The 22,645-nt window shown below is 73.2% G+C and carries 20 protein-coding genes and 1 tRNA gene; 13 read left to right on the top strand and 8 right to left on the bottom strand.

The features are described from left to right. The first annotated feature begins 198 nt into the window (after positions 1-198). Complete coding sequence (locus VM324_11765) at positions 199-378, top strand: hypothetical protein (GenBank protein HVL99957.1); 180 nt, start codon at positions 199-201, stop codon at positions 376-378. A gap of 44 nt (positions 379-422) precedes the next feature. Next, positions 423-653, top strand: a complete 231-nt coding sequence (locus VM324_11760) for a hypothetical protein (GenBank protein ID HVL99956.1) — start codon at positions 423-425, stop codon at positions 651-653. Between the two features lie 329 nt (positions 654-982). Here the strand turns inward: VM324_11760 and VM324_11755 are convergent. Both VM324_11755 and VM324_11750 read right to left on the bottom strand, forming a co-directional pair. Then, positions 983-1,055, bottom strand: a tRNA-Thr gene (locus VM324_11755). Between the two features lie 56 nt (positions 1,056-1,111). Then, positions 1,112-1,330 carry a LuxR C-terminal-related transcriptional regulator gene (locus VM324_11750; protein ID HVL99955.1) on the bottom strand — a complete coding sequence of 73 codons (219 nt, stop codon included), beginning with the start codon at positions 1,328-1,330 and terminating at the stop codon, positions 1,112-1,114. Between the two features lie 339 nt (positions 1,331-1,669). Here VM324_11750 and VM324_11745 point away from each other — a divergent pair, with 339 nt between their 5' ends. From VM324_11745 to VM324_11735, 3 genes are read left to right on the top strand one after another with little or no spacing between them, the layout of a single operon-like run. Beyond that, positions 1,670-1,969 (top strand): metal-sensitive transcriptional regulator, encoded by a 300-nt coding sequence (locus VM324_11745; GenBank protein ID HVL99954.1) that lies wholly within the window; start codon positions 1,670-1,672, stop codon positions 1,967-1,969. After that, on the top strand, positions 1,966-2,175 hold the full coding sequence (locus VM324_11740; GenBank protein HVL99953.1) for a cation transporter: 210 nt from the start codon (positions 1,966-1,968) through the stop codon (positions 2,173-2,175). Before VM324_11745 ends, VM324_11740 begins: the two co-directional genes overlap by 4 nt. Before the next feature lie 2 nt (positions 2,176-2,177). After that, a complete protein-coding gene (locus VM324_11735; GenBank protein HVL99952.1) occupies positions 2,178-4,409 on the top strand; it encodes a heavy metal translocating P-type ATPase in 2,232 nt (743 codons plus the stop codon). A 281-nt stretch (positions 4,410-4,690) separates the two neighbouring features. Here VM324_11735 and VM324_11730 read toward each other — a convergent pair whose 3' ends face one another. The 4 genes from VM324_11730 to tmk all read right to left on the bottom strand — a co-directional run bounded on the left by VM324_11730 (position 4,691) and on the right by tmk (position 9,846). Beyond that, entirely contained in the window at positions 4,691-5,584 is an 894-nt protein-coding gene (locus VM324_11730; protein HVL99951.1) for a metal ABC transporter permease, read from the bottom strand. Continuing rightward, positions 5,581-6,411, bottom strand: coding sequence for a metal ABC transporter ATP-binding protein (locus VM324_11725; GenBank protein HVL99950.1), 831 nt, complete (start codon positions 6,409-6,411; stop codon positions 5,581-5,583). Before VM324_11725 ends, VM324_11730 begins: the two co-directional genes overlap by 4 nt. Before the next feature lie 121 nt (positions 6,412-6,532). Continuing rightward, positions 6,533-7,696 (bottom strand): hypothetical protein, encoded by a 1,164-nt coding sequence (locus VM324_11720; protein HVL99949.1) that lies wholly within the window; start codon positions 7,694-7,696, stop codon positions 6,533-6,535. A gap of 50 nt (positions 7,697-7,746) precedes the next feature. Beyond that, entirely contained in the window at positions 7,747-9,846 is a 2,100-nt protein-coding gene (gene tmk, locus VM324_11715) for a dTMP kinase (GenBank protein HVL99948.1), read from the bottom strand. A 130-nt stretch (positions 9,847-9,976) separates the two neighbouring features. Between tmk and VM324_11710 the strand changes: the two genes are divergently transcribed. Beyond that, positions 9,977-10,870, top strand: a complete 894-nt coding sequence (locus tag VM324_11710) for a class I SAM-dependent methyltransferase (GenBank protein HVL99947.1) — start codon at positions 9,977-9,979, stop codon at positions 10,868-10,870. A 6-nt stretch (positions 10,871-10,876) separates the two neighbouring features. Here VM324_11710 and topA read toward each other — a convergent pair whose 3' ends face one another. Beyond that, the gene (gene topA, locus VM324_11705; GenBank protein ID HVL99946.1) at positions 10,877-13,249 is read right to left on the bottom strand and encodes a type I DNA topoisomerase; all 2,373 of its coding nucleotides are present in this window, start codon (positions 13,247-13,249) and stop codon (positions 10,877-10,879) included. A 113-nt stretch (positions 13,250-13,362) separates the two neighbouring features. Then, a complete protein-coding gene (locus tag VM324_11700) occupies positions 13,363-14,349 on the bottom strand; it encodes an HD domain-containing protein (protein ID HVL99945.1) in 987 nt (328 codons plus the stop codon). Positions 14,350-14,568: 219 nt separating this feature from the next. Here VM324_11700 and VM324_11695 point away from each other — a divergent pair, with 219 nt between their 5' ends. From VM324_11695 to VM324_11665, 7 genes are all read left to right on the top strand, one after another. Then, the gene (locus VM324_11695) at positions 14,569-16,680 is read left to right on the top strand and encodes a sodium-translocating pyrophosphatase (protein HVL99944.1); all 2,112 of its coding nucleotides are present in this window, start codon (positions 14,569-14,571) and stop codon (positions 16,678-16,680) included. A 140-nt stretch (positions 16,681-16,820) separates the two neighbouring features. Further along, entirely contained in the window at positions 16,821-19,235 is a 2,415-nt protein-coding gene (mbhE, locus tag VM324_11690) for a hydrogen gas-evolving membrane-bound hydrogenase subunit E (protein HVL99943.1), read from the top strand. Next, positions 19,232-19,780, top strand: coding sequence for an MnhB domain-containing protein (locus VM324_11685; GenBank protein ID HVL99942.1), 549 nt, complete (start codon positions 19,232-19,234; stop codon positions 19,778-19,780). The genes mbhE and VM324_11685 overlap by 4 nt, the downstream gene beginning before the upstream one ends. Then, positions 19,777-20,184, top strand: coding sequence for a Na(+)/H(+) antiporter subunit C (locus tag VM324_11680; protein ID HVL99941.1), 408 nt, complete (start codon positions 19,777-19,779; stop codon positions 20,182-20,184). The genes VM324_11685 and VM324_11680 overlap by 4 nt, the downstream gene beginning before the upstream one ends. Next, positions 20,181-21,824: a Na+/H+ antiporter subunit D gene (locus tag VM324_11675; protein ID HVL99940.1), complete on the top strand. Its 1,644-nt coding sequence runs from the start codon at positions 20,181-20,183 to the stop codon at positions 21,822-21,824. Before VM324_11680 ends, VM324_11675 begins: the two co-directional genes overlap by 4 nt. Continuing rightward, the gene (locus VM324_11670) at positions 21,821-22,375 is read left to right on the top strand and encodes a Na+/H+ antiporter subunit E (GenBank protein ID HVL99939.1); all 555 of its coding nucleotides are present in this window, start codon (positions 21,821-21,823) and stop codon (positions 22,373-22,375) included. Before VM324_11675 ends, VM324_11670 begins: the two co-directional genes overlap by 4 nt. Continuing rightward, positions 22,372-22,635 carry a monovalent cation/H+ antiporter complex subunit F gene (locus VM324_11665; GenBank protein HVL99938.1) on the top strand — a complete coding sequence of 88 codons (264 nt, stop codon included), beginning with the start codon at positions 22,372-22,374 and terminating at the stop codon, positions 22,633-22,635. Before VM324_11670 ends, VM324_11665 begins: the two co-directional genes overlap by 4 nt. Positions 22,636-22,645: the final 10 nt, after the last annotated feature.

Here is a 22,645-nt window from a genome sequence, read left to right as displayed (position 1 = left end):
CCGAATCCAGGGTGGATCACTCGCCAACTTACGAGGAGGTAGGGCCGTGCAGGTGACTCCAGCGAGCGTGATGTCGGCCCATAGCCGGTTCTCCTGAATCGCCGCCATGGCCCGAGCCGACGGCCACCGCAGCAGCCACCACTTGCCTGGCCGAGGGGGATGGGCCGATCTCGTTGACACGCTGGGGACACTGGCGGAGTGGCCACGGTCGAGTTCGTGCAGCCCCAGGTGGTGGTGCCCGTCCTGGACCATGCCGCGGTCGAGAACGCCCGGCTGGTCAATGCAGCTCACGCCGGGCTGTTGACCTCCGCCACCGCGGTGACCGTCGATCAGATCGCCGCCGCGACCGGCAGGGATCCAGTCACCGTCCGCCGCTGATCGCCGGCACCGCAACGCCGGGCGGCTGGTGACCGTGACCCACGATGGGCTGTTCCTCGTCCCCGCGCTCCAACTCGACCACGGGGTTCGCCCTTGACGACCAGGTCGCCGAGATCGTCGGTCGGCTGGTGGCGCACGGCATGGACGGCTGGGCGGTGTGGCACTGGCTGGAGACGCCCGACACCTGGCTGGACGGTGCGTCGCCCGCGCAGCGGCTGCGGGCCGGCGACGTCGATGGTATCCGCCGCGCCGTGGCCGGCATGTTCCAGGAGTGACCGGCGCGTCCCGTGCGGCCAGCCGGACTGTCCGGTGTCGGCCCACACCCGGTCGCGGCCTGCGCACCGTGGTGTGGCCAGCCGGCACGCGGCTGCGCCGGGGCAACCAGCACCCCCGGCCGAAGCGCTGGGTGAGCGACGATTGCCACTCCGGCCCTCGGCGTGAAGTTCCTGGGCCACGAGAACCTGGGGCGAGGCCGATGTCACATTCCGGCCGCTCGGGGTGCAACTCCCTGGGTGACCCGACGACCGGAGGGCGTATGAACTGAAGCGCTGCTACAAGCTCCCTTGCCGTCGAGGGGCGGAAACCCCCGCTGCTACAGGCTTTGAGCCGGGACGGGGAATCGAACCCCGGACCTATTCATTACGAGTGAATCGCTCTGCCGACTGAGCTATCCCGGCGCGAGCGCAAGGGTAGCCCGCCGGCCGCGCGAATGCGACTCGCGGGGGCCTCCGGATCAGCTCCTGCCCGGCACGAGGAGGCCCGTTTCGTAGGCGTAGATCACCGCCGAGACGCGGTCGGGCAGGCCGAGCTTGGCCAAGGCGTGCGCGACGTGGGTCTTCACCGTGGAGGCCTCGACGTAGAGCTCCGCCGCGATGTCGGCGTTCGAGCGTCCCCGGACGAGTACCTCGAACACGTCGCGCTCGCGCGCCGGGAGCTGGCGGGTCGCCTCCACCCGTCGGTGCCGGGCATGCGCACGTCCATGAGCACGACGGCCGGGCGCAACCGGCGGGCATTGGCGACCGCCTCTCCCCCGTCGCGGGTTTCGCCGACGACCACGAGATCGTCGTCCGCTTCGACGATCATCCGCACGCCGGTGCGCACGAGATCCTGGTCGTCGACGATGAGCAGCCGGATCGTCATGGCATGGGCGGCCGGGCCGTCAAGGGGCCGAGGCTCGCCCCGGTGACGCTCGCGGTAGATGCTCGCCGGTCTAGGCGACGGCGTACGGCATCGCCTTCGGGCGCTAGCCGCCCGCACTTGCACCCCACCTGGGGTGGGGTAGGCTTGGGCCATGGCGCAGTACCACGATCAGGTTCTCAACCGCCTGAAGACCGCCCGGGGTCACCTTGACGGCGTTGTGCGGATGGTTGAGGCCGGCGCCTACTGCCCCGACGTCATGAAGCAGCTCGCAGCCGTGCAGGGCACCCTCGAGGCAGCCAGCCGCACGGTATTCCGCAACCACCTCGAGACGTGCGTGGCGGACGCCATCCGTGCGGGCCGCACCGAGGAGATCGTTGACGAGCTTATGGAGACCCTGAAGTACGACCGGCGGGTCCTGCGACCCACCCCCACCGAAGGAGAGGGAACATGAAGCAGGAAGTCATCAGCGTCCCCGAGATCCACTGCGGGCACTGCAAGGCGGCTATCGAGGGCGCGCTCCAGCCGCTCGACGGCGTGGAGACCGCCACGGTCGACGTCGCGGATGCCACCGTGTCGGTGTCCTATGACCCCGACACCGTGAGCCGCACCGACCTCGTCGCCGTCATCGAGGAGCAGGGCTACGAGGTACCGGCCTGACCGTGGCCGAAACCTCCCTGACCGGCTCGGACACGCAGGCGCTCGACTTCGCCGTCGAGGGGATGACCTGCGGGTCCTGCGCTGCCCGCGTGCAGCGCATCCTGTCCCGCCAGCGCGGCGTCGAGCTAGCCGAGGTGAACTTCGCCACGGGTCGGGCGCACGTCGAGGTCTCGCCTGACGAGACGAGCGTCGAGGAGCTGCGGGCCGCCGTCGACCGGATCGGTTACAACCTCGCACCCGTCGGGGACACGCCCGAGCCGGAGGCCGGTGAGGACAGCCCAGAGGACCGCGCCCAACGGATGTGGCTGCGGCGGGTCGTGTTCGCCTGGCCCCCGAGCCTTGTCGTCCTCTACCTCGCGATGGGGCCGGATCTCGGCATCGCGCCGATGGAGCTCATGCATGCGGAGTGGGCCCGCTGGACGCAGTTCGTGCTCGCGACACCGGTGCAGTTCGTCGTCGGCTGGCCGTTCCTCGCCGAGATGGTGCGCCGGGCCCGCCGGCTGACCGCCAACATGGACACGCTCATCGGGATGGGCACGCTCGCCGCCTACGGCTACTCGGTCGTGGCGCTCTTCACCGGCGGCTTCCTCTACTTCGAAGCCGCCGCGATGATCATCACGTTCCTCGTCCTCGGGCGGTACTTCGAGGCCCGCGCAAAGGGTCGGGCCGGGCAGGCGATCCGCGCGCTGCTCGAGCTGGGAGCGAAGCAGGCCCGCCTGCTCCGCGGCGACGAGGAGGTTCTCGTCCCCGTCGAGGAGGTGGCCGTCGGCGACCTCCTGCGCGTGCGTCCCGGCGAGAAGGTCCCCACGGACGGCGATGTCGTGGACGGGGCGTCGGCCGTCGACGAGTCGATGCTCACCGGCGAGTCGGTGCCGGTCGAGAAGGCGGTCGGCGACCGCGTCGCCGGAGCGACCGTCAACACCTCCGGCGTGCTCACCGTGCGGGCAACCGCCGTCGGGGCCGACACCGCGCTCGCGCAGATCGTGCGCCTCGTCCAGGAGGCACAGAGCGGCAAGGCGCCCGTACAGCGGCTCGCGGACCGGATCGCCTCGGTGTTCGTGCCGACGGTGATCGTGGTGGCGCTCCTCTCCGCCGCCGGCTGGGCGCTTCTGGCAGGGCAGCCGCTGCGTGGCCTCGTCGCCGGCGTGGCGGTGCTCATCATCGCCTGCCCCTGCGCGCTCGGTCTTGCCACCCCCACGGCGATCATGGTCGGCACGGGACGCGGCGCCGACCTCGGCATCCTCATCAAGAGCGTCGACGTGCTCGAGCGCACCCGCAGGATCACCACCGTCGTGTTCGACAAGACGGGAACCCTCACCGCCGGCGAGATGGCGCTGACCGACATCGTCACCGCTCCCGGCACCGCCGAGGACGAGCTGCTGCGCCGCACCGGTGCGGTCGAAGCCGACAGCGAGCATCCCATCGGGCAGGCCGTCGCTGACAGCGCCCGCGCGCGGTTCGGCACGCTGCCCCCCGCGCGCAGCTTCGCCGCGGTCCCGGGGCGCGGCGTGCACGCCGATGTCGATGGCACGACCGTGTGGGTAGGGCGACGCAAGCTCCTCGCCGAGGCGGGACTGCTCCTGCCCGGAGAGCTCGACGCGGCGGCCGAGCGGCTCGAGAACGAGGCGAAGACCGCCGTCTTCGCGGGTTGGGACGGCGAGGTGCGCGGTGTGCTCGCCGTCGCCGACACCCTCAAGGAGGGTGCCGTCGATGTCGTCGCCCGCCTGCACGCCATGGGTCTCGGCGTGGCGATGATCACCGGCGACAACGCCCGCACGGCCGACGCCATGGCCGGCGCGGCGGGGTTCGACTTCGAGCGGGGCGACCGGGTCCTCGCCGACGTCCTGCCCGCGGACAAGAAGAGCGAGATCGAGCGGCTGCAGGCTCAAGGCGAGAATGTCGCCATGGTCGGCGACGGCGTGAACGACGCACCCGCGCTCGTCCAGGCCGACCTGGGCATCGCCATCGGCACGGGAACCGACGTGGCGATCGAGTCGAGTGACCTCACCCTGCTCCGCGGCGACCTCGCTGGTGTGGTCACCGCCATGGAGCTGTCCCGGCGCACCTACCGGACGATCCTGCAGAACCTCTTCTGGGCGTTCGGCTACAACGTCGCCGCCATCCCCCTGGCTGCGGCCGGGCTCCTCAACCCGATGATCGCCGGGGCCGCGATGGCGTTCTCGAGCGTGAGCGTGGTGACGAACTCCCTGCGACTGCGGCGGTTCGGGCGGTAGCGGTCGGCGTCGTCGGCCCCCGCCCGCCTGCTCGCCGCGGCGCGCCGTCGGCGCCCCGGCGCCGCTCTCCGGAGGGCTGGCCCCCAGGCAGGCGCCTGCCGCGAAAGGGGCGACGCCGGGCACGCAAGGGCCCCCCGCAGGACCCACCCCGCGACTCGCCCGATCCGGCAGCCCGATCACGCCACGCCGCCGTGATGCCCGGGTAGGCCGAGGCGCGCACGCGCCGCTCCGCAGGGCCCAGGAGCGACGGGTGACAGGTTGACTGGCGGACGGGGGGCGGCTCAGTCCAACCGGCTGAGCGCCCCGGGCGGTGGGTGCGGCGCGTCGAAGGCCGCCTCCCGGCGGGCGCGTACGCCAACGAGACGGGCGCCGGCCCACGCGGCGAGGGTTGTGGCGGCGAAGAGGCCCGCGCCGACGAGCACGATCGCCGGGCCGCTCGGGACACCGGCGTGGAACGACAGGTAGAGGCCGGCGACGCTCGACACGACGCCGACCGCGGTGGCCACGGCGAGCATGCCCGCGATCGAGCGCGTCACGAGCCGGGCGAGCGCCGCGGGGATGACGACGACGGCGGCGACGAGCAGGACCCCGAGCACCCGCACGGAGGCGATGATGACGCCGGCCGTAAGGAGGTGGAACACCGCTTCCATGACCCCCGCCCGTACCCCCTGGACGGCCGCCACCTCGGGGTCGAAGGTCACGAACACGAGCGGCTTGGCGAGGAAGAACAGCACCGCGGCAAAAGCTGCGGCCACGCCCGCCGCCATCATGAGGTCCGCGCGGGTCACCGCGAGGATGGAGCCGAACAGCAGCGCCTCGGTGCTGCCGCCCGCGCGGGGCACCATCGACACGATGGCGATCCCGGCGGCGAACATCGCCGTGGTCACGATGCCGATCGCGGCGTCGGCGTGCAGGCCCCGCTGGCGGGCGACACGGTCGATGAGCAGCGCGGCGACGAGGGTGGCGACGACCGCGCCGACGTAGTGGTGGTACCCGAGGGCCGCGCCCACGGCGACGCCGCCGAGGACGCTGTGCGCGAGGCCGTGGCCGATGTAGCTCATGCGCCGGAGCACGACAAAGACGCTGACCGCCCCGCACATCGCGCCGATCAGGACGCCCGCCGCCAGCGCCCGGACGAAGAAGGCGTACGACAGGGGTTCGGCCAGCCAGGTCACCGCTCGCGCCGGCTCGGCGCAGCGGCCCGCCGCGGCGGCTCGTGGACGGGTCCGAGGACGTGGGTCTGGTCGGCGACGAACACGAGGTCGCCCTGGTGGATCACCCGGACCTCGGCGCCGTAGGTGGTCCGCAGCACGTCGGGGGTGAACACCTCGACGGGGTGACCGTCGCCGACGACCGTGCCGTTCAGGCACAGCACCCGCGGCAGGTGCGCCGCCACCCAGTTGAGGTCGTGCGTGGTGAGCAGGATCGTCACGCCCTCGGCGTTCAGCTCCCCGAGCAGGTGGAGCACGTCGTGGCGGGTGGCGAGGTCCACGCCGCTCGTCGGCTCGTCGAGGAGGATGAGCTCGGCGCGGCGGGCCATCGCCCGGGCGAGGAACATGCGCTGCTGCTGGCCGCCGGACAGCTCGCGGATGTGGCGGGCCCCGAGGCCGCCCAGGCCGAGCCGGTCGAGCGTCGCGCCGACCCGCCGGCGTTCCGCCCGGCTGAACCACGGCACGCGCCGGCTGTCAGCCGCGAGCCCGAGGAGCACGACCTGCTCGACCGTCAGCGGGAAGTCCCAGTCCACGCCGTCGAGCTGGGGCACGTACCCGACGCGGCGCACCGGCCGGCCGCGGCGCACCGGCTCACCGAACACCCGGACCGTCCCGGCGTAGGTCTCCGCCTGCCCGGTGAGCAGTCGCAGCAGCGTCGTCTTGCCCGACCCGCTCGGGCCGACCGCGCCGAGCAGCTCGCCGGGCTCCACGGTGAACGACAGCTCCCGGAGCACGCGGGTGCCCGCGTACCCGGCCGTCACGCCCTCGAGCCGTACTGCAGGAGGGTTCACCGCGATCTCCTATCAACTGCAAACGTCTTGCAATAGCCTAGCGACTGCGGCGGCCACCGCATAGAGCGCATCGTCGTGCGGGGGGTGCGGCACCGCTTCGTGCGCCCTACGGCGGCACGCCTCAGCCCCGCGCGTTCTCCAGCACGATCGCGGACAGGTCGAGGAACAGCGCCTCGAGGGCGAGGCCTTGCTGGACGTTGAGCTCGAGGTGCTCACGCGTCGCCGCGACGAGGTCGCACGCCCGCAGCAGCCCGGGGAGCCCGAGCGCATCGGCGTCCGCGCGCAGGCCGTCGGGTGCGTCCGCGTGGACGGCGGTAGCGGGATCCCAACCGGCGGCGACGAGGACCGCGTCGCGCAGCCGAGCGAGGAGGTCGTCGAGGGCCGCCTGCACCACCGCGGTGCGCGCCTCGCGTTCCTGGCGGGCCACACGCTCGTCGAGCTGCCTGACCACCCCGCGGGGCAGCTGCTCGCCGTAGAGCTCGGCGAGCGCGGCGCGCTCAGCCTTCGACTCCGTCTTCAGTGCGGTGGTGCGCCGCTTGACCTCCTCGTCGATCGCCCGCGCGGCGAGGAGGGCGTAGCCGGGGCCCCGTTCCCGCAGACCGCCCAGGATCTCGCGGTGCGTGCGGAGGTCGTCGAGGCCGCCCTCGGCGGCGAAGCGGGTCAGGCGCGCGGGCAGCCCGAGCGCGGCACGCACCGCGAGGGCGCGATCGCGGTCGTCGGCGAGGCCGAGACGCCGGGCCTGGACGTCGAGCTCGTCCGGCCCCCACGGGACGAACCGCACCGGGCGGCAGCGCGACAGGATCGTGTCGGGCAGCTCGTCGGGGTCCGCGACGTCGAGCACCCACACCGTGCGCGCGGGGGGCTCCTCGAGCCCCTTGAGGAAGGCGTTGGCCGCAGCCTCGTTCATCCGGTCCGCCTCTGCGATGCGGAGCACCTTCCAGTCCCCCTCGACCGCCGAGCGCGAGGCCGCACGAAGCCACTGCCCGCGCACGTCGTCGACGCGGTGCTCGCGCCCCGCCGGCGCGAACTCCCACAGGGCCGGGTACGCGCCGCGCGCGCAGCGGCTGCACACGTCGCACGCGCCGCAGGGCCGCCCGGACGTGGTCCGCGGGCAGTTGAGTGCCGCGGCGAGCGCCCGGCCGGCCTGCTCCTGACCGACGCCGGCAGGGCCGGTGAACGCCCAGGCGTGCGCCATCTCGCCGCCGGCCACGGCGGCGCGCAGCGCCTCGGCGGCACGAGTCTGACCGGTCGCCGCCCACAGATCAGTCGCCGCAGCGGCCTCCACCGCACACCTCCCTCGTCCGACACCGCGACCCTAGCGCCGCGGGGGCACCGTCACCGGCCCGCGCCGCCGGACTGGCGGTCGACCACGTCGGCCGCGCGTGCCGCGCGGCCGCTGTCGGGCGAGGACAGCCACGGTCGCAGCGCCTCACGCACGCGCCGGGTCACCGTGTCGGCGTCGCCGCGCGCGTCGACGACGATGATCCGGTCCGGATGGCGCTGCGCGAGCGTGCGGAAGCCGTCGGCCACCCGGGCGTGGAAGCGGGCGTCCTCCCGCTCGATGCGGTCCGCCCCGTCATCGCGGCCGTCGCGGCCGTCGCGTCCGGCGCGCGCGCCGACACGCCGCAGCCCCTCCTCGGCGTCGATGTCGAGCAGCACGACGACGTCGGGTTCGACCCCGTCGGTCGCCCACTTGTTGATCTCGTAGACGACGTCCTCACCGAGGCCCCGGGCAACCCCCTGGTAGGCGACCGACGAGTCCAGGAAGCGGTCGCACACCACCGTCTTACCGGCGGCAAGCGCCGGGCGGATGACGCGCCGGACGTGCTCGGCGCGGGCCGCCGCGTAGAGCAGCGCCTCCGTGCGCGCGTCCATGGTGCCCGTGGCGGGATCGAGCAGCACCTCGCGGATGCGCTCGGACACCGGCGGCCCGCCGGGCTCGCGTGTGGCGACCACGTCGTGCCCCTCCTGCTCGAGCGCCGCCACGAGGGCGCGCAGCTGCGTCGACTTGCCCGATCCCTCCCCGCCCTCGAGGGAGATGAACAGCCCGGTCCTCGGTGACTGCTCGCGCGACTGGAGGTGGAGTCGCATCGGCGTCCCGGCGTCGGCGGCGTCCTGCATGCGCAGCGCCCGGTACATGCCGCTGCCCCCGCGCAACGCCGCGTAGAGCGCGACGATGCCCCCGGCGAGGATCGTCACCCGCACCCCGGACACGCTGATGAACCGGCCGCCGGCGCCGACGGTGAACACCCCGATCGCGCCGGCGAGGAAGGGTGCAAGGCCGAGCGCGGCGAACATCGCGATGCGGCTGGCGGTGAAGAACGTGGCGAACGTCTTGCCCCGCACCTCGTCGGGGGTGTGACGCAGCAGGAGCGTGTAGCCGACGACGACGGCGAGTCCCGCCGACGCACCGAGCACGGCCCCGGCGGCCAGGGTCCGGCCGAAGTTGTCGAGCAGCGCGACGATGATCGCCATTCCCGCCGTGGCGGCGAGGAAGACGGGGAACAGCCGCTCCTCGCGGAAGCGGCCGGTGAGCGCCGGGACGGCGGCGATGCCGACGAGGAGCCCGGTGCCCACGAACGTCATCAGCGTGAACCAGTCCGTCTCCGAGCGGCCCAGCGTGCTGCGGACGAACTCGGGACCCAGCGTGACGACGACGCCGGCCCCGAAGAACACCCCCACGACCCCCGTGATGAGCGAGCGGATGAGGGGCAGGTCGCGGATGAATTCGAGCCCCGCCCGCAGCTCGGCGACGATGCCCTTGGCGTCGTCGTCGCGCGTGCCCGCGGGCCGCCCCGGCGCCGGCAGGCGCATCCGGAAGATGAGCGTTCCCGCCGCCCAGAAACCGACCACCGTGAGCAGCAGCGCCAGCCGCGGCGGCGCCATGGTGGGGCCGCCGACGCGCTGCACGAGCGCCGCCAGCCCGACGGTGAGCGTCGGCAGGAGCGCGCCGAGCGGCAGCGGCCCGTAGGTGACGAACAGGGCGAGCTGATTCGCCTGGGTGAGCTCCCGGCGCTTGACGATGCCCGGCAGCACCGCCATCTTCGAGGAGATGTAGACGAGCGACAGGCACTCGACGAGGAAGGCGAGCGCGAACAACGTGAGCAGCTCGCCCGAGAAGGCGATCCCGAGGTAGAGGGCGCCGCGCAGCGCGTCGGCGGCGACCATGAGCCGGCGCCGGTCGTAGCGGTCGGCGAGCACCCCGGCGACGGGGCCGAACAGCACGCTCGGCAGCAGCCGGGCCATCATGACGCCGCCGAGCCCGAACAGCGCGATGCGCGACCCCGGCTCGGCGAGCGAGATGACGAGGACCTGAAGGGAGAACAGGCCGACCCAGTCGCCGAGGCTCGACCCCAGCGACGACAGGAACCACAGGCGGTAGTTGCGGTTGCGCATCAGGGCTCGGTAGGCCGAGAGCTGCTCCCGGCCGAGCACGAGGTCCTCGCTCGCCGCTGCGTCCTGCCCCTGCGGCTCCTCGCTGATCGTCCTACCCCTTCGCGCGCCGACGCACCGGGAGGGTGCGGCAGCAGCGTAACGCCAGGTGTCTCGTATAAGGTGCCCGGCCGTGACGACGTCGCCTCCCCCCGAGCTGCGCCCGCCGCTCCGCGACCTCGACGCCGCGGTGCGGGGGGCGTGTCTGTTCCTCGACCGGGCCGCCCGCACCCGCGGTGCGGCATACGTGAACGCCGAGGGCGGCGACGTCGGCATGCACGGCAGCCATCGCTCGGTCGTCCGCCACGTCGCGCACTACCTCGCCGCGGCCGAGCTGGCCCTCGCCGCCGGGGTGGACGGGCCCGTCCTCGACGTCGGCAGCGGGGTGGGGGCCCTGGCGGCCTGGATGGCCGACTTCCTCGGGGCGGGGCTGCACCTCACCGACCACGACGCCCGGGTCCGAGAGGTGGCCGCCACGGCCTTTCCCGACGCGGCGGTGTACGCCGACCTCGACGACGTCGCTGTCGGGGCGTTCGGGCTCGTCACCGCGATGGAGGTCATCGAGCACCTCCGCCCGGTCGACCAGCCCGGCTTCCTCGCCGCGGTGTACGCACGGGTGGCGCCGGGCGGGCTGCTCGTCGTCTCCACCCCCGACGAGACCGGCTACCTCGGCGGGTGGTCCGGTTACGCCCCCCACGTCGGATGCGTCGACGCGCCCGCGCTGCGGCGCCTGCTCACCGACGCGACCGGCCAGCCCGCGACCGTGTGGCGGCTCGAGGGGGACCCGTTCGCGCTGAACGCCGTGCGCCGCATCGGCGAGCCGGTCGTGAACAGGGTCTGGGGCTGGGTCAGCACGCACGTGCCGGAGCTCGCCGTGCGGCTCGGCGGCGGAGCGGCGAAGGTCGCGGGCGCCTCGCGGACCCGCGCCGACGCGCCGGTGCCCGAAATCCGCGCGGTCGCCCCGGACGGCGGAGAGGGCACCGGCCTGCTCGGCGTCGTGCGGGCGCCGGGACGATCGGGCGGGTAGGGCCCGTCAGCCGGGCACGGCCGCGGGGCGGCGCCCCGGGACGAACTCCTCCGTGACGACCCGCGGCGGGTCGGCGTCGACCTCGACCCGCGCGTCGCAGTTCGCGCAGATGGCGGTCGGGTTCTTCGCGTTCTTGCGCGGCGGCTTCATCGGCCCGCCGCACTGCGGGCACGGCTGCGCGAGCGGAGTGGTCCAGAGGGCGAACTCGCAGTCGGGATAGCGGTTGCAGCCGTAGAACGGCTTGCCGTACCGGGACTTGCGCTCGACGAGGTGGCCCTTGCCGCACTTCGGGCAGGGGAAGCCGATGCGCTGCTGGACGTTCACGATGCCCTTGCAGTTCGGGTAGTCCTGGCAGCCGTAGAAGGGCCCGAAGCGCCCCTCCCGGCGGATCGTTCCCTTGCCGCACTCCGGGCACGGCACGTCGGGATCCGGCTTGAGCTCCTCGACGGTGGTGATGTTGCCGTAGGCGTCCAGCGGCAGGGTCCCCTTGCAGTCCGGCCAGCGGTGACAAGAGGCGAACCACTGGCGGGACTTGCCGCTGAACACCTTCTCCATCGACTCGCCGCACTCCGGGCACTGCGCCCCCTCGATGGGGATCCGGGGGCGCTCGGGCTTGCGCTCGGCGATCCAGTCGTCGACCTCGGTGAGGAACTCGGAGACCATCGGCTCCCAGCGCTCCTCGCCACGGGCGATCTCGTCGAGCTCCTCCTCCATCCGCGCGGTGAAGCCGGTGTCGACGACCTCGGAGAAGTGCTGCTTCAAGTAGGCGACCACGACCTCGCCGAGCGGCGTGGGGAAGAACCGGCGCGAGTCGAGGCGCACGTACTCCCGTGCGAGCAGCACGCCGATGATCGAGGCGTACGTCGACGGGCGGCCGATCCCCTCCGCCTCGAGGGTCTTCACGAGGCTCGCCTCGGTGTAGCGGGGGGGCGGCTCGGTGAAGTGCTGCTCCCCGCGCACGTCCGCGAGCGTCAGGGTCTGGCCGTCGGCGAGGTCGGGCAGCCGGTCGGTCGGGGCCTGCTCGTCCTCGGGCGCGTCGTCGTCGCGACCCTCCTGGTAGAGGGTGATGAAGCCGTCGAACTTCAGCACCTGCCCGGTGGCGCGGAACCGCAGGGTGCCGTCGGCGCTCACGAGGTCCGCACGCAGCGAGTCGAACACCGCGGGAGCCATCTGCGTGGCGACGGTGCGCTTCCACACGAGCTCGTACAGCGCGAGCTGGTCGCGGTCGAGGCGGCCGGCGAGCTGGGCCGGCAGGCGCTTCACCGAGGTTGGGCGGATGGCCTCGTGCGCCTCCTGCGCGCCCTTGCTCCTGCCCTTGTAGCGGCGGGGCTCGGGGATGGCGTAGCGCTCGCCGTAGGCCGACCGCACGTGGGCGGCGATCTCGCCGAGCGCGGTGTTCGACAGGTTCAGCGAGTCGGTCCGGTGGTAGGTGATGAGGCCCACCGTCTCCCGGCCGATGTTCACACCCTCGTAGAGCTGCTGGGCGACGCGCATCGTCTTCGCCGCGCCGAACCCGAGCTTGCGCGCCGCCTCCTGCTGGAGCGTCGAGGTGGTGAAGGGCGGCGCCGGGTTGCGCCTGACCTCCTTGCGGGTGGTGTCGGCGACGGTCCAGGTGGCCGACTCGCGGGCGCGGGCGAGCAGCCCCTCCGCCGCCTGCTCGTCGCCGATGAGCAGGTAGCGGTCGTCGGTGCCCTTCTCCTCCCGCTCCGCCATGTGCTTCGGCGTGGTGACCCGCTGGCCGTCGACCCGGTGGAGGGTCGTCGCGAACCGCTGCCGCTCCCGGCTGAAGTCGCCGTGGACCGACCAGTACTCGACCGGCACGAACGCGCGGATCGCGTCCTCGCGATCGCAGATCATCCGCAGGGCCACCGACTGCACGCGCCCCGCGGAGATGCCGCTCGCGACGTTGCGCCACAATGTCGGGGACAGCCGGTAGCCGACGATCCGGTCCACCGCGCGCCGGGCCTGCTGCGCGTCGACGAGGTGACCGTCGATGCGGCGCGGCTGCGCGAACGACGAGACGATCGCGTCGGGGGTGATCTCGGCGAACACCACCCGGTTCGCCTCGTCGGTGTTGATGCCGGCCACCTCGGCGACGTGCCAGGCGATGGCCTCGCCCTCGCGGTCGAGGTCGGTGGCGAGGAAGACGTGCTCGGCGGACCGGGCGGCCTTCTTGATCGCGCTCACGTGCTTCGTGGAACCGGCGGGAACCTCGTAGACGAGCCGGACGTCGCCGTCGTCGACCTCGACGGCGAAGTCGCTGCGCGGGAGGTCGCGGACGTGACCATAGGAGGCGAGCACCTGGTAGTCGCTGCCCAGGTACTTCTCAATGGTCTTCGCCTTGGTCGGCGACTCGACGATGACGAGGTTCTTGGCCATTGGTGCTCTGCGTCCCTCCGGACGGTGGCTGGTGGCCGCGCCCACCGTACCCGCTCGCGCCGCCGGCCGGCGTCAACGGACGCCGGAGACGGCGACGGCCCTGGCCGCCGACCCTAGCGGTTGACGAGGCGGGCGTGCAGGGCGAGGGCGTAGCGGTCGGTCATGCCGGCTACGTAGTCGACGGTCTGCGTGAGCGGGTCGGAGGCGGCGTCGCGGTAGCTGGCGGGGATCGCGTCCGGCCGGGCGAGATGGTGCTCGACGAGGTCGCGGACAACCGTGCTCACGGCCTCGCGCTGCTCCCTGGTGCGCGGCGCGTGGTAGACGCGCACGAACATGAACTCCCGCAGCTCGTCCATTGTTCCGGCGGTGCGCGGGTCCATGGCGAGCCGGCCGGCCTCCACGCTGTGGGCGATCACCGACCGGACCATCGTGCCGACCCACTCGCTGCCGGGCCGGCCGAGGTGCGCGCGGGCCGCCGCGGGGAGGTCACGCTCCGCCAGCACGCCGGCGCGCACGGCGTCGAGCGCGTCGTGGGACAGGTAGGCGATGCGGTCGGCGAAACGCACGCAGGCGCCCTCGGCGGTGGCCGGCGGCGGGGTGACCTTCCACGAGTGCGCGCGGATGCCGTCGCGGACCTCCCACGTGAGGTTGGCGTCCTCGAGCACCTCGTAGATGCGCACGCTCTGCGCCGCGTGGTGCCAGCCCCCCTCGACGTAGGGCGACAGCGCCTCCTCGCCGGTGTGGCCGAACGGAGGATGGCCGACGTCGTGACCCAGGGCGATCGCCTCGGCGAGCGGCTCGTTCAGGCCGAGCCCCGCGGCGAGCGCCCGGGCGATCTGCGTCACCTGCAGCGTGTGGGTGAGCCGGGTGACGTAGTGGTCCCCCGTCGGCTCGACGAAGACCTGGGTCTTCCGCTTGAGCCGGCGGAAGGCCTTCGAGTGCAGGATCCGGTCCCGGTCGCGCTCGAAGCACGTGCGGTGGGGGTCGGGGTCCTCCGGACGGCGGCGCCCCCGTGAGTCGCGCGAGCGGGTGGCGGCCGGGGCGAGGGCGGCCTCGGCGGCCTCGCGCAGCTCCCGGGTGCGGTGCAGGAAGGCGGACATGACAATGACGGTAGCAACCGCCTGCGACACCGCAGCGCACCCCTCCCGCGGGTTTTGTGGCGGCGCCCGCCCGCTGAATACACTCGCCGGTGAACCCCCCGCCCCGAGGCGAGGCCGCCTGTGCCCGCGCCCCGGCTGGTCGGGCGGCCGGGTTACGCCTGCCCGGCCCCGTCGCGTGCCACACGCCCGTACCCCGAGCTCGGAGCAACCGACCCGCCCATGGATGCCCTCGACGCAATACCGCTGATCAGCGTCGTCACCGCCCTCGCCGGCCTCGGCCTGGGGTTCTTCTTCTTCGGCGTGGTCAAGAAAGCCAGCCCCGGCGACGAGCGCATGGTCGCGCTGATGGACGCCATCCAGGAGGGCTCCCGGGCCTTCCTGCGCCGTGAGTACAGGGCCGTGGCAATCTTCGTGGTGGTCCTCGCGGTCCTCATCGCGCTCCTGCTCGACAACGGGCCGCTCGCCGCCGTGGCCTACCTCGTCGGCGCGGCGTTCAGCGCGCTCGCCGGCTTCGTCGGCATGACCGTGGCGACCATGGCGAACGCCCGGACGGCGGAGGCGGCCAAGACCGGCCCCCAGCTCGCCCTGCCGCTCGCCTTCCGCGGCGGAGCGGTCATGGGGTTCGCGGTCGCGGGCCTTTCCCTGCTCGGCGTGGCGGGCGCCTACATCGTCTTCGTCGACGTCCTCACCATCGAGAACCCGATCCAGGTGGTGACGACCTACTCGCTCGGCGCGTCGTCCATCGCGCTGTTCGCCCGCATCGGCGGCGGGATCTACACGAAGGCGGCCGACGTCGGGGCCGACCTCGTCGGCAAGGTCGAGGCGGGCATCCCCGAGGACGACCCGCGCAACCCGGCTACCATCGCCGACAACGTCGGTGACAACGTCGGCGACGTTGCCGGCATGGGCGCCGACCTGTTCGAGTCCTACGCCGGCTCGCTCATCGCGCCGATCGCGCTCGCGGGGTTCGCGTTCGCCGACGGGGTCGCGGGCGTGCCCGCGGGGTTCCAGAACGCCGCCCTGCTCTACCCACTCGCCATCGCCGCCTTCGGCATGCTCGCCGCCATAGTCGGGGCGTTCACCGTGAACACCGGTCCCGACGCGAGCGGACGTGACCTGTCGCGCGCCCTGCACCGCGGGACGAACGTCGCCGCCGCCGCGACCGTCGTGCTCGCGTTCCTCCTCGCCTTCTGGCTGTTCGGGGACATCACGGCCCGCTGGTGGGGCTTCGGGCTCGCGGTCGTCGCCGGCCTGCTCGCCGGCCTGGCGATCGGCAAGCTCTGCGAGTACTACACCTCCGACCACTTCTCCCCGGTGAAGAACATCGCCGCCTCGAGCGAGACGGGCTCGGCGACCACGATCCTCGCGGGGATCTCCACTGGCAAGATCTCGGTCATGGGCTCGGTGGTCCTCGTCGTCATCGCCATCAGCGCCGCCTACGCCGGTGCGGAGTTCGCCCTGCCGGAGCTCACGAACAGCGGCATCTACGGGGTGGCGATCTCCGGCATCGGCATGCTCGCGACCCTCGGCGTCGTCGTGGCCACCGACGCCTACGGGCCGATCGCCGACAACGCCGGCGGCATCGCCGAGATGGCCCACCTCGACCCGAGGGTCCGCGAGGTCACCGACGAGCTCGACGCCCTCGGCAACACGACGGCGGCCGTCGCGAAGGGGTTCGCGATCGGCTCCGCGGTGCTCACCGCCCTCGCCCTGTTCGTGTCGTTCCAGGAGTCGGTGCGGGCCGCCGGCGGCGAGATCAACCTGTCGATCGGCGACGTCGACGTCTTCGTCGGGCTGTTCATCGGGGCGATGCTGCCGTTCCTGTTCGCCGCGCTCACCATGAACGCCGTCGGCCGGGCGGCCAACCAGATGATCGAGGAGGTGCGCCGGCAGTTCCGCGACATCCCCGGTCTGCGCGAGGGCAGGGTGGGCGTCGTGCCGGAGTACGCCAAGTGCGTCGACATCTCCACCGGTGCGGCGCTGAGGGAGATGGTGGTCCCCGGCTCGCTCGCCGTCGTCGTGCCCCTCGCCGTCGGCTTCCTGTCCGTCGACGCCCTCGGGGGGCTGCTCGCCGGCGTGCTCGTCACCGGCTTCGCGATCGCGATCTACATGGCCAACGCCGGGGGCGCGTGGGACAACGCGAAGAAGTACATCGAGGCCGGCCACCACGGCGGCAAGGGCTCCGACCCGCACAAGGCCGCCGTCGTCGGCGACACGGTCGGCGACCCGTTCAAGGACACCTCCGGGCCTGCTATGAACATCCTCATCAAGGTGATGACCGTCGTGGCGCTCATCTTCGCCCCGGCGTTCGTGCAGTACGGGCTGTTCTGACCCGGGCCGGCGGGGCGGGCTGCTGAGTCAGCCGCGTCGCGGGCGAAGGCATACTGGGCGCCTTGACGCGGTAGCCGGTTCCCGGCCCGCACCCGCCGCTGGGGACCCGCAGGTCCCAGCCCCGACCCGGGAGCACATGCTTGCTCACAGCCCTGCTCGGCGCGCACCTCGCCGCCGCGGCTGGTGCCCTCCTCCTGCGCCGTCACGGCCGCCGGACGCTCCTGCTGTGCGCCCTGGCGCCCGCGGCCGTGCTCGCGTGGCTCGCCACCGTCCTGCCGGGCGTCGTCGTCCGCCACCGCACCGTCGAGGAGACCGTCGCGTGGGTGCCGAGCCTCGGGCTCACCATGGGCCTGCGCCTCGACGCGTTCGGGGCGCTCATGGCGCTGCTCGTCTCCGGCGTGGGCCTCCTCGTCTTCCTCTACGCCCACTCCTACTTCGCCGGCGGCCCCGCAGACGCGCCGGGGAAGGACCCGGTCGCCGGCCTCGGGCGGTTCGCCGCCACCCTCGTGGCGTTCGCCGGCGCGATGCTCGGGCTCGTCGTCTCCGACAACCTCCTCGCGCTGTTCGTCTTCTGGGAGCTCACGAGCATCACGAGCTACCTCCTCATCGGTCACAAGCACGCAAGCGAGCACGCGCGGGCCGCCGCGCTCCAGGCGCTGCTCGTCACGAGCACCGGCGCGCTCGCCATGCTCGGCGGCTTCATCGTCCTCGCCCAGCTCGCGGGGACGTGGTCGATGGCGGAGGTCCTCGCGGACCCTCCGACGGGGGCCCTCGCCACGGGTGCGGTGCTCTGCGTGCTCGCCGGGGTGTTCACGAAGTCCGCGCAGGTGCCGTTCCACTCGTGGCTGCCTGGGGCCATGGCCGCGCCCACGCCGGTCTCGGCCTACCTGCACTCCGCCACAATGGTGAAGGCCGGGGTCTACCTCGCGGCGCGGTTCGCCCCCGCGTTCGCGGTGGCCACGCCGCTGTGGCAGCCCGTCGTGATCGGTGTGGGGGTCGTGACCATGCTCGTCGGCGGCTACCGGGCGCTGCGCCAGCACGACCTCAAGCTCATCCTCGCCTACAGCACCATCAGCCAGCTCGGCTTCCTCATCGCCCTGTTCGGCACCGGCAACGAGACCGCGACGTTCGCCGGGGTGGCCGTCCTAGTGGCGCACGCCCTTTTCAAGGCGACCCTGTTCCTCGTCGCCGGCATCGTCGACCACGAGGCGGGAACGCGCGACATCCGCCGCCTGAGCGGTCTGCACCGCGAGCTGCGCCCGGTCGCGGTCGTCGGGTGCGTCGCTGCCGCGTCGATGGCCGGGCTGCCGCCCCTTGCGGGCTTCGTCGGCAAGGAGGCGGCCTTCTCCTCCCTCGTCGACGCCGGGGACCCCGGGGCGGTCGCGATGCTCGCGGGCCTCGTCGCGGGCAGCGCGCTCACCGTCGCCTACAGCTTCCGCTTCTGCTGGGGCGCCTTCGCCGACAAGCCGCGCGCCGACCTGGCGGGTGAGCCGGCCCCGGCCCACCCCGCGCCGCTCGCCTTCTGGGCCCCCGCCGGCGTCCTCGCCGCGCTGAGCGTGGCTTTCGGGCTCGTGCCGCGCCTCGACAGCCCGCTCGTCGAGGCGGCGACTGCGGCGCTCGTCCCCGGCGCCCACCCCCATCCCCTTGCGCTGTGGCACGGGTTCAACCTCCCACTCGCGCTGTCCGGGGTGACCGTCGCCGGCGGCCTGGCCCTCGTGCTCGCGCGCCGGCGGGTCGAGGCGCTCCAGGAGCGGCTGCCGTCCCCGCCGGGATCCCTCGAGGGCTACAACGCGACGCTGTCCGGATTGCGGATCCTCGCCGCCCGCACCGCCGCCGTCGCCCAGTCGGGCTCGCTGCCGGTCTACCTCGGGGTCATCCTGCTCGTCGCCGTCGTCGCCCCGGCCACGGCCTTCCTCATGGAAGGCCCCCCCGCGCTGTCGACCGCCCGCTTCGCCGACTCCCCGCTGCAGGTCGTCGCCGTCGCCGCCGCGCTGGCCGCCGGCGTCGCCGCGGTGCGCTCCCGCCGCCGCTTCGCCGCCGTGCTCGCGCTCGGGGCCGTCGGGTACGCGGTCGTCGCGCTGTTCGCGCTCCACGGCGCCCCCGACCTCGCCTTCACCCAGCTCCTGATCGAGACCCTCGGTCTGCTCGTGTTCGTGCTCGTGCTCAAGCACCTGCCGGAGCGTTTCCACACCTACCGATGGCGGATGGGCCAGGTTCTGCGCATCGGGCTGTCCGTCGCCGTCGGGGCGTTCGTGTCGGTGTTCGCGCTCACTGCCGCGGCGGCGCGCCGGGTGGAAGGGGTCTCCCACGAGTACCTCGCCCGGAGCCTGCCCGAGGCCAACGGCCACAACGTCGTCAACGTGATACTCGTGGACTTCCGCGGTCTCGACACCCTCGGCGAGGTCACCGTGCTCGCGGTCGCCGGGCTCGGCATCGCCGCGCTCGTCGGCGCCGTCCGGCGCGGCGCTCCCGCCGGGGACGCACCCGGACGACCCGGGCGCCCCGGCCGGGGCGGGGATGGCAGCGACGAGTCGGCCCGGGCGGGCGCCCGATGACGGCGCAGGGAGACGACCGGTGGGGCGACCCGCGGGGCGACTTCGACGGGGAGGGCACCGAGAGCCCTCCCTCGCTCATCCTCGACGTGTGCACCCGCGCGGTGTTCCACGCAGCCGTGGTCTTCGCGGTGTGGCTCCTCGCCGCCGGGCACAACCGTCCGGGCGGGGGGTTCGTCGGTGGGCTGACGATCTCTGCGGCGCTCGTGCTCACCTATGCGAGCGGCGGCTCGCCGGCGCTGCGGGGCGTCCTGCCCGTGCGGCCGCTGACCTTCCTCGGCGTCGGCATGCTCACCGCGCAGGCGACCGCGGTCATCCCGATGCTGCTCGGGCGCAACGTTCTCGAGTCCGCCGCCGTCACCCTCCACGCGCCGCTGTTCGGCGACGTGAAGGTCGCCACTCCCCTGTTCTTCGACATCGGGGTGCTGCTCATCGTCATCGGGCTCGTGGCCAAGGCGCTCGACACCCTGGGCGCCGCCGACCCGACCGCCGAGCACGAGACCCCGACCGTCTCCGGCGAGATCGTCTCGGGGGGGCGGCGCCGGTGACCGGGGTCCTCGCCATCGCCGTCGGGGGCCTGTTCGCCCTCGGGACCTACCTCCTGCTGCAACGGTCCCTGACCCGCATCGTCATCGGGCTGGGCCTCGTCGGTCACGGCACGAACCTGCTGCTGCTCATGGTCGGCGGGGGCGCCGGTCGCCCGCCGATCGTCGGCGAGGATCCCGGGGACCTATCCCGTTACGCCGACCCGCTGCCGCAGGCGCTCGCGCTCACCGCCATCGTCATCGCCTTCGGCGTCGGGGCGTTCCTGCTCGCACTCGCCTGGCGCAGCTTCGCGACGACCGGTGACGACGAGGTCGAGGACGACGTCGAGGACCGGCGGGTCGCGCGCATGCTCTACGCGACCGCGTTCGACGACCGGGACACCGTCGACGACAGGGCGGTCAGGTGACCCCGCTCGTGGTCGCCGCCGTCGGCGAGGCCACGCGGGTGCCGGCGTCGCCCGTGGGCATCCTCGTCTTCGCGACGATGCTCCTGCCGCTGGCCGGCGCGGCCGTCACGGTTCTCGCCCACGGCCGCCTGCAGGTGCAGCGGGCCGTGGCCCTCGGCGTCACGGCCACGAGCGCGGTGATCGCGCTCGCCGTCCTGCGCCACGTCGCGGTCTCGGGCACCGTCGTCGTGCAGGCCGGCGGCTGGCCGGCGCCCTACGGCATCTCCTTCGTCGTCGACCGCCTGTCGGCGGTGATGGTCGCCGTCAGCGCCGTCATGGTGGCCGTCGTGCTGCTCTACTCGATCGGCCTCGTCGCCGGGCACGTCGAGCGGCTGTTCTTCCACCCCGTGTACCTCGTCCTCGCGGCCGGGGTCTCCGCCTCGTTCCTCACGGGCGACCTGTTCAACCTGTTCGTCGCGTTCGAGATCCTCCTCATCGCGAGCTACGTCCTGCTCACGCTCGGCGCGACGAAGGCCCAGATCCGCGCCGGCATGACCTACGTCGTCATCAACCTCGTCGCCTCGACGCTGTTCGTCGTGGGCGTCGCCTTCCTCTACGCGTCGACGGGGACGGTGGCGTTCGCCGACCTCGCCGAGAAGGTCGCGACCCTGCCGCCCGGGGTCCGCAACGGCGTCGGCGTGCTGTTCCTCGTCACGTTCGGGATCAAGGCGGGGCTGTTCCCCCTCTTCTTCTGGCTGCCCGACGCCTACCCCACGGCCCCGAGCCCCATCACCGCGGTGTTCGCGGGCCTGCTCACCAAGGTCGGCGTGTACGCCATCATCCGCACGCAGACGCTGCTGTTCGCTCCCGCCGACGGGCGGGCGAGCGCCCTCCTGCTGTTCGTCGCCGGCGCCACGATGGTCGTCGGCGTGCTCGGCGCCGTCGCCCAGAACGACATCAAGCGCATCCTGAGCTTCCACATCGTGAGCCAGATCGGCTACATGATCCTCGGTCTGGGGCTGTTCACGGTGGCCGGCCTCGCAGGGGCGATCATCTACATCGTCCACCACATCGTCGTGAAGACCACCCTGTTCTGCGTCGGTGGGGCGGTGGAGCACGGGTGGGGGTCGAGCCGCCTCGACGAGCTCGGCGGCGTGGGCAGGCAGGCGCCCCTGCTCGCGGCGTTCTTCGCCGTGGCCGCCCTGTCCCTTGCGGGGTTGCCGCCGTTCTCCGGCTTCGTCGCAAAGCTCGCCCTGCTCGAGGCGGGGCTCGCGGGCGGCCACTACGCGGTCGTCACCGCCGCCCTCGTCGTGTCCGTGCTCACCCTGTACTCCATGGCGAAGATCTGGGCCGGCGCGTTCTGGGGAACGCCCCCCGAGCCGCCCGAGGACGGGTCGCCGCTCGCACCGGCCGACGCGCCCGGCACGCGCCCGCAGAGCGGCGGCGTCGCGGTCGCCACCGCGCCGGCCCCGACGCGCACCGTCCGCCCCAGCGTGCCGAAGCCGATGGTCGTCGCGACGTCGCTGCTCGTCGCCGCGTCCATGGCGATCGCGTTCAACGCCGAGGCCATCCACCGGTTCAGCGTCGAGGCGGCGCAGGACCTCCTCGACCCCGCGGTGTACGTCGACGCCGTCACGACCGTGTCGGAGCGCGCGCGGTGAGCGCCATCGTCTCGCGGCTGCCGGCGCGCGCCGACCTCGCCGGCGCGGTCGTGCGCACGGCGGGCCTCGCGCTCATGTGGGCGGCGCTCTGGGGCGATGTGAGCCTCGCGACGTTCGTCGCCGGCGGGATCGTCGCCGTCGGTGCGCAGCTCGCGTTCCCGACGCTCGCGCCGCGCCCGTCCGGCCGCGTCAACGTGCTGGCGCTCGCCAGGCTGGGGCTCGTCTTCGCCTGGATGCTCATCACCGCGAACCTGTCGGTCCTGCGCCGCGTCATGTCGCCGCGGCTGGCGATCACCCCGCTCGTCGTGGACGTCGCCCTGCCGCCCTGCAGCGACGCGGTCGCGACGGTTGTGGCGAACGCGGTGACGCTCACGCCGGGGACGCTCACGCTCGACGTCGCCCGCGCACCCGACGCCGTCACCCTCACCGTGCACAACCTCGACGCCAACGACCCCGCCCGGGTCCGCGCCGACGTGCTCGCCCTCTACGCGCTCGCCGCGGCGGCCTTCCCCGCCGGGGCGCACATCCCTGTCGAGGAGGGAACCCGATGATGTCCTTCGTCACCGCCCTGGGAGCCGCCGGGCTCACCGTCGCCGCCGTCCTCTGCGTCCTGCACATCCTCAAGGCCCGCTCGTTCGCGGACCGCCTTGTCGCCACCGACCTGCTGCTCACCATCATCGTGACGGGGTTCGCGCTGTCGGCGGTCGCCACGCGCACCACGACGCTCCTGCCGCTGGCCGTGGTGACCGCGCTGATCGGGTTCGTGGGCACCACCACCGCCGCCAGGTTCATCGAGACCCGGGGGATGTAGATGGCCATCA

It is taken from the genome of Egibacteraceae bacterium, from assembly GCA_035540635.1.
GTDB lineage: Bacteria > Actinomycetota > Nitriliruptoria > Euzebyales > Egibacteraceae > DATLGH01.
Note: the sequence above shows the minus strand (reverse complement) of the source record. Positions and strands in the feature narration are given on the sequence as shown.

Bases quoted from the DNA above. Each gene is read 5' to 3' on its own strand.
- VM324_11740 (HVL99953.1), top strand. From the start codon at position 1,966: ATGAAGCAGGAAGTCATCAGCGTCCCCGAGATCCACTGCGGGCACTGC.
- VM324_11700 (HVL99945.1), bottom strand. From the start codon at position 14,349: ATGTCCGCCTTCCTGCACCGCACCCGGGAGCTGCGCGAGGCCGCCGAG.
- topA (HVL99946.1), bottom strand. From the start codon at position 13,249: ATGGCCAAGAACCTCGTCATCGTCGAGTCGCCGACCAAGGCGAAGACC.
- VM324_11685 (HVL99942.1), top strand. From the start codon at position 19,232: ATGACGGCGCAGGGAGACGACCGGTGGGGCGACCCGCGGGGCGACTTC.
- VM324_11695 (HVL99944.1), top strand. From the start codon at position 14,569: ATGGATGCCCTCGACGCAATACCGCTGATCAGCGTCGTCACCGCCCTC.
- VM324_11665 (HVL99938.1), top strand. From the start codon at position 22,372: ATGATGTCCTTCGTCACCGCCCTGGGAGCCGCCGGGCTCACCGTCGCC.
- VM324_11760 (HVL99956.1), top strand. From the start codon at position 423: ATGGGCTGTTCCTCGTCCCCGCGCTCCAACTCGACCACGGGGTTCGCC.
- VM324_11745 (HVL99954.1), top strand. From the start codon at position 1,670: ATGGCGCAGTACCACGATCAGGTTCTCAACCGCCTGAAGACCGCCCGG.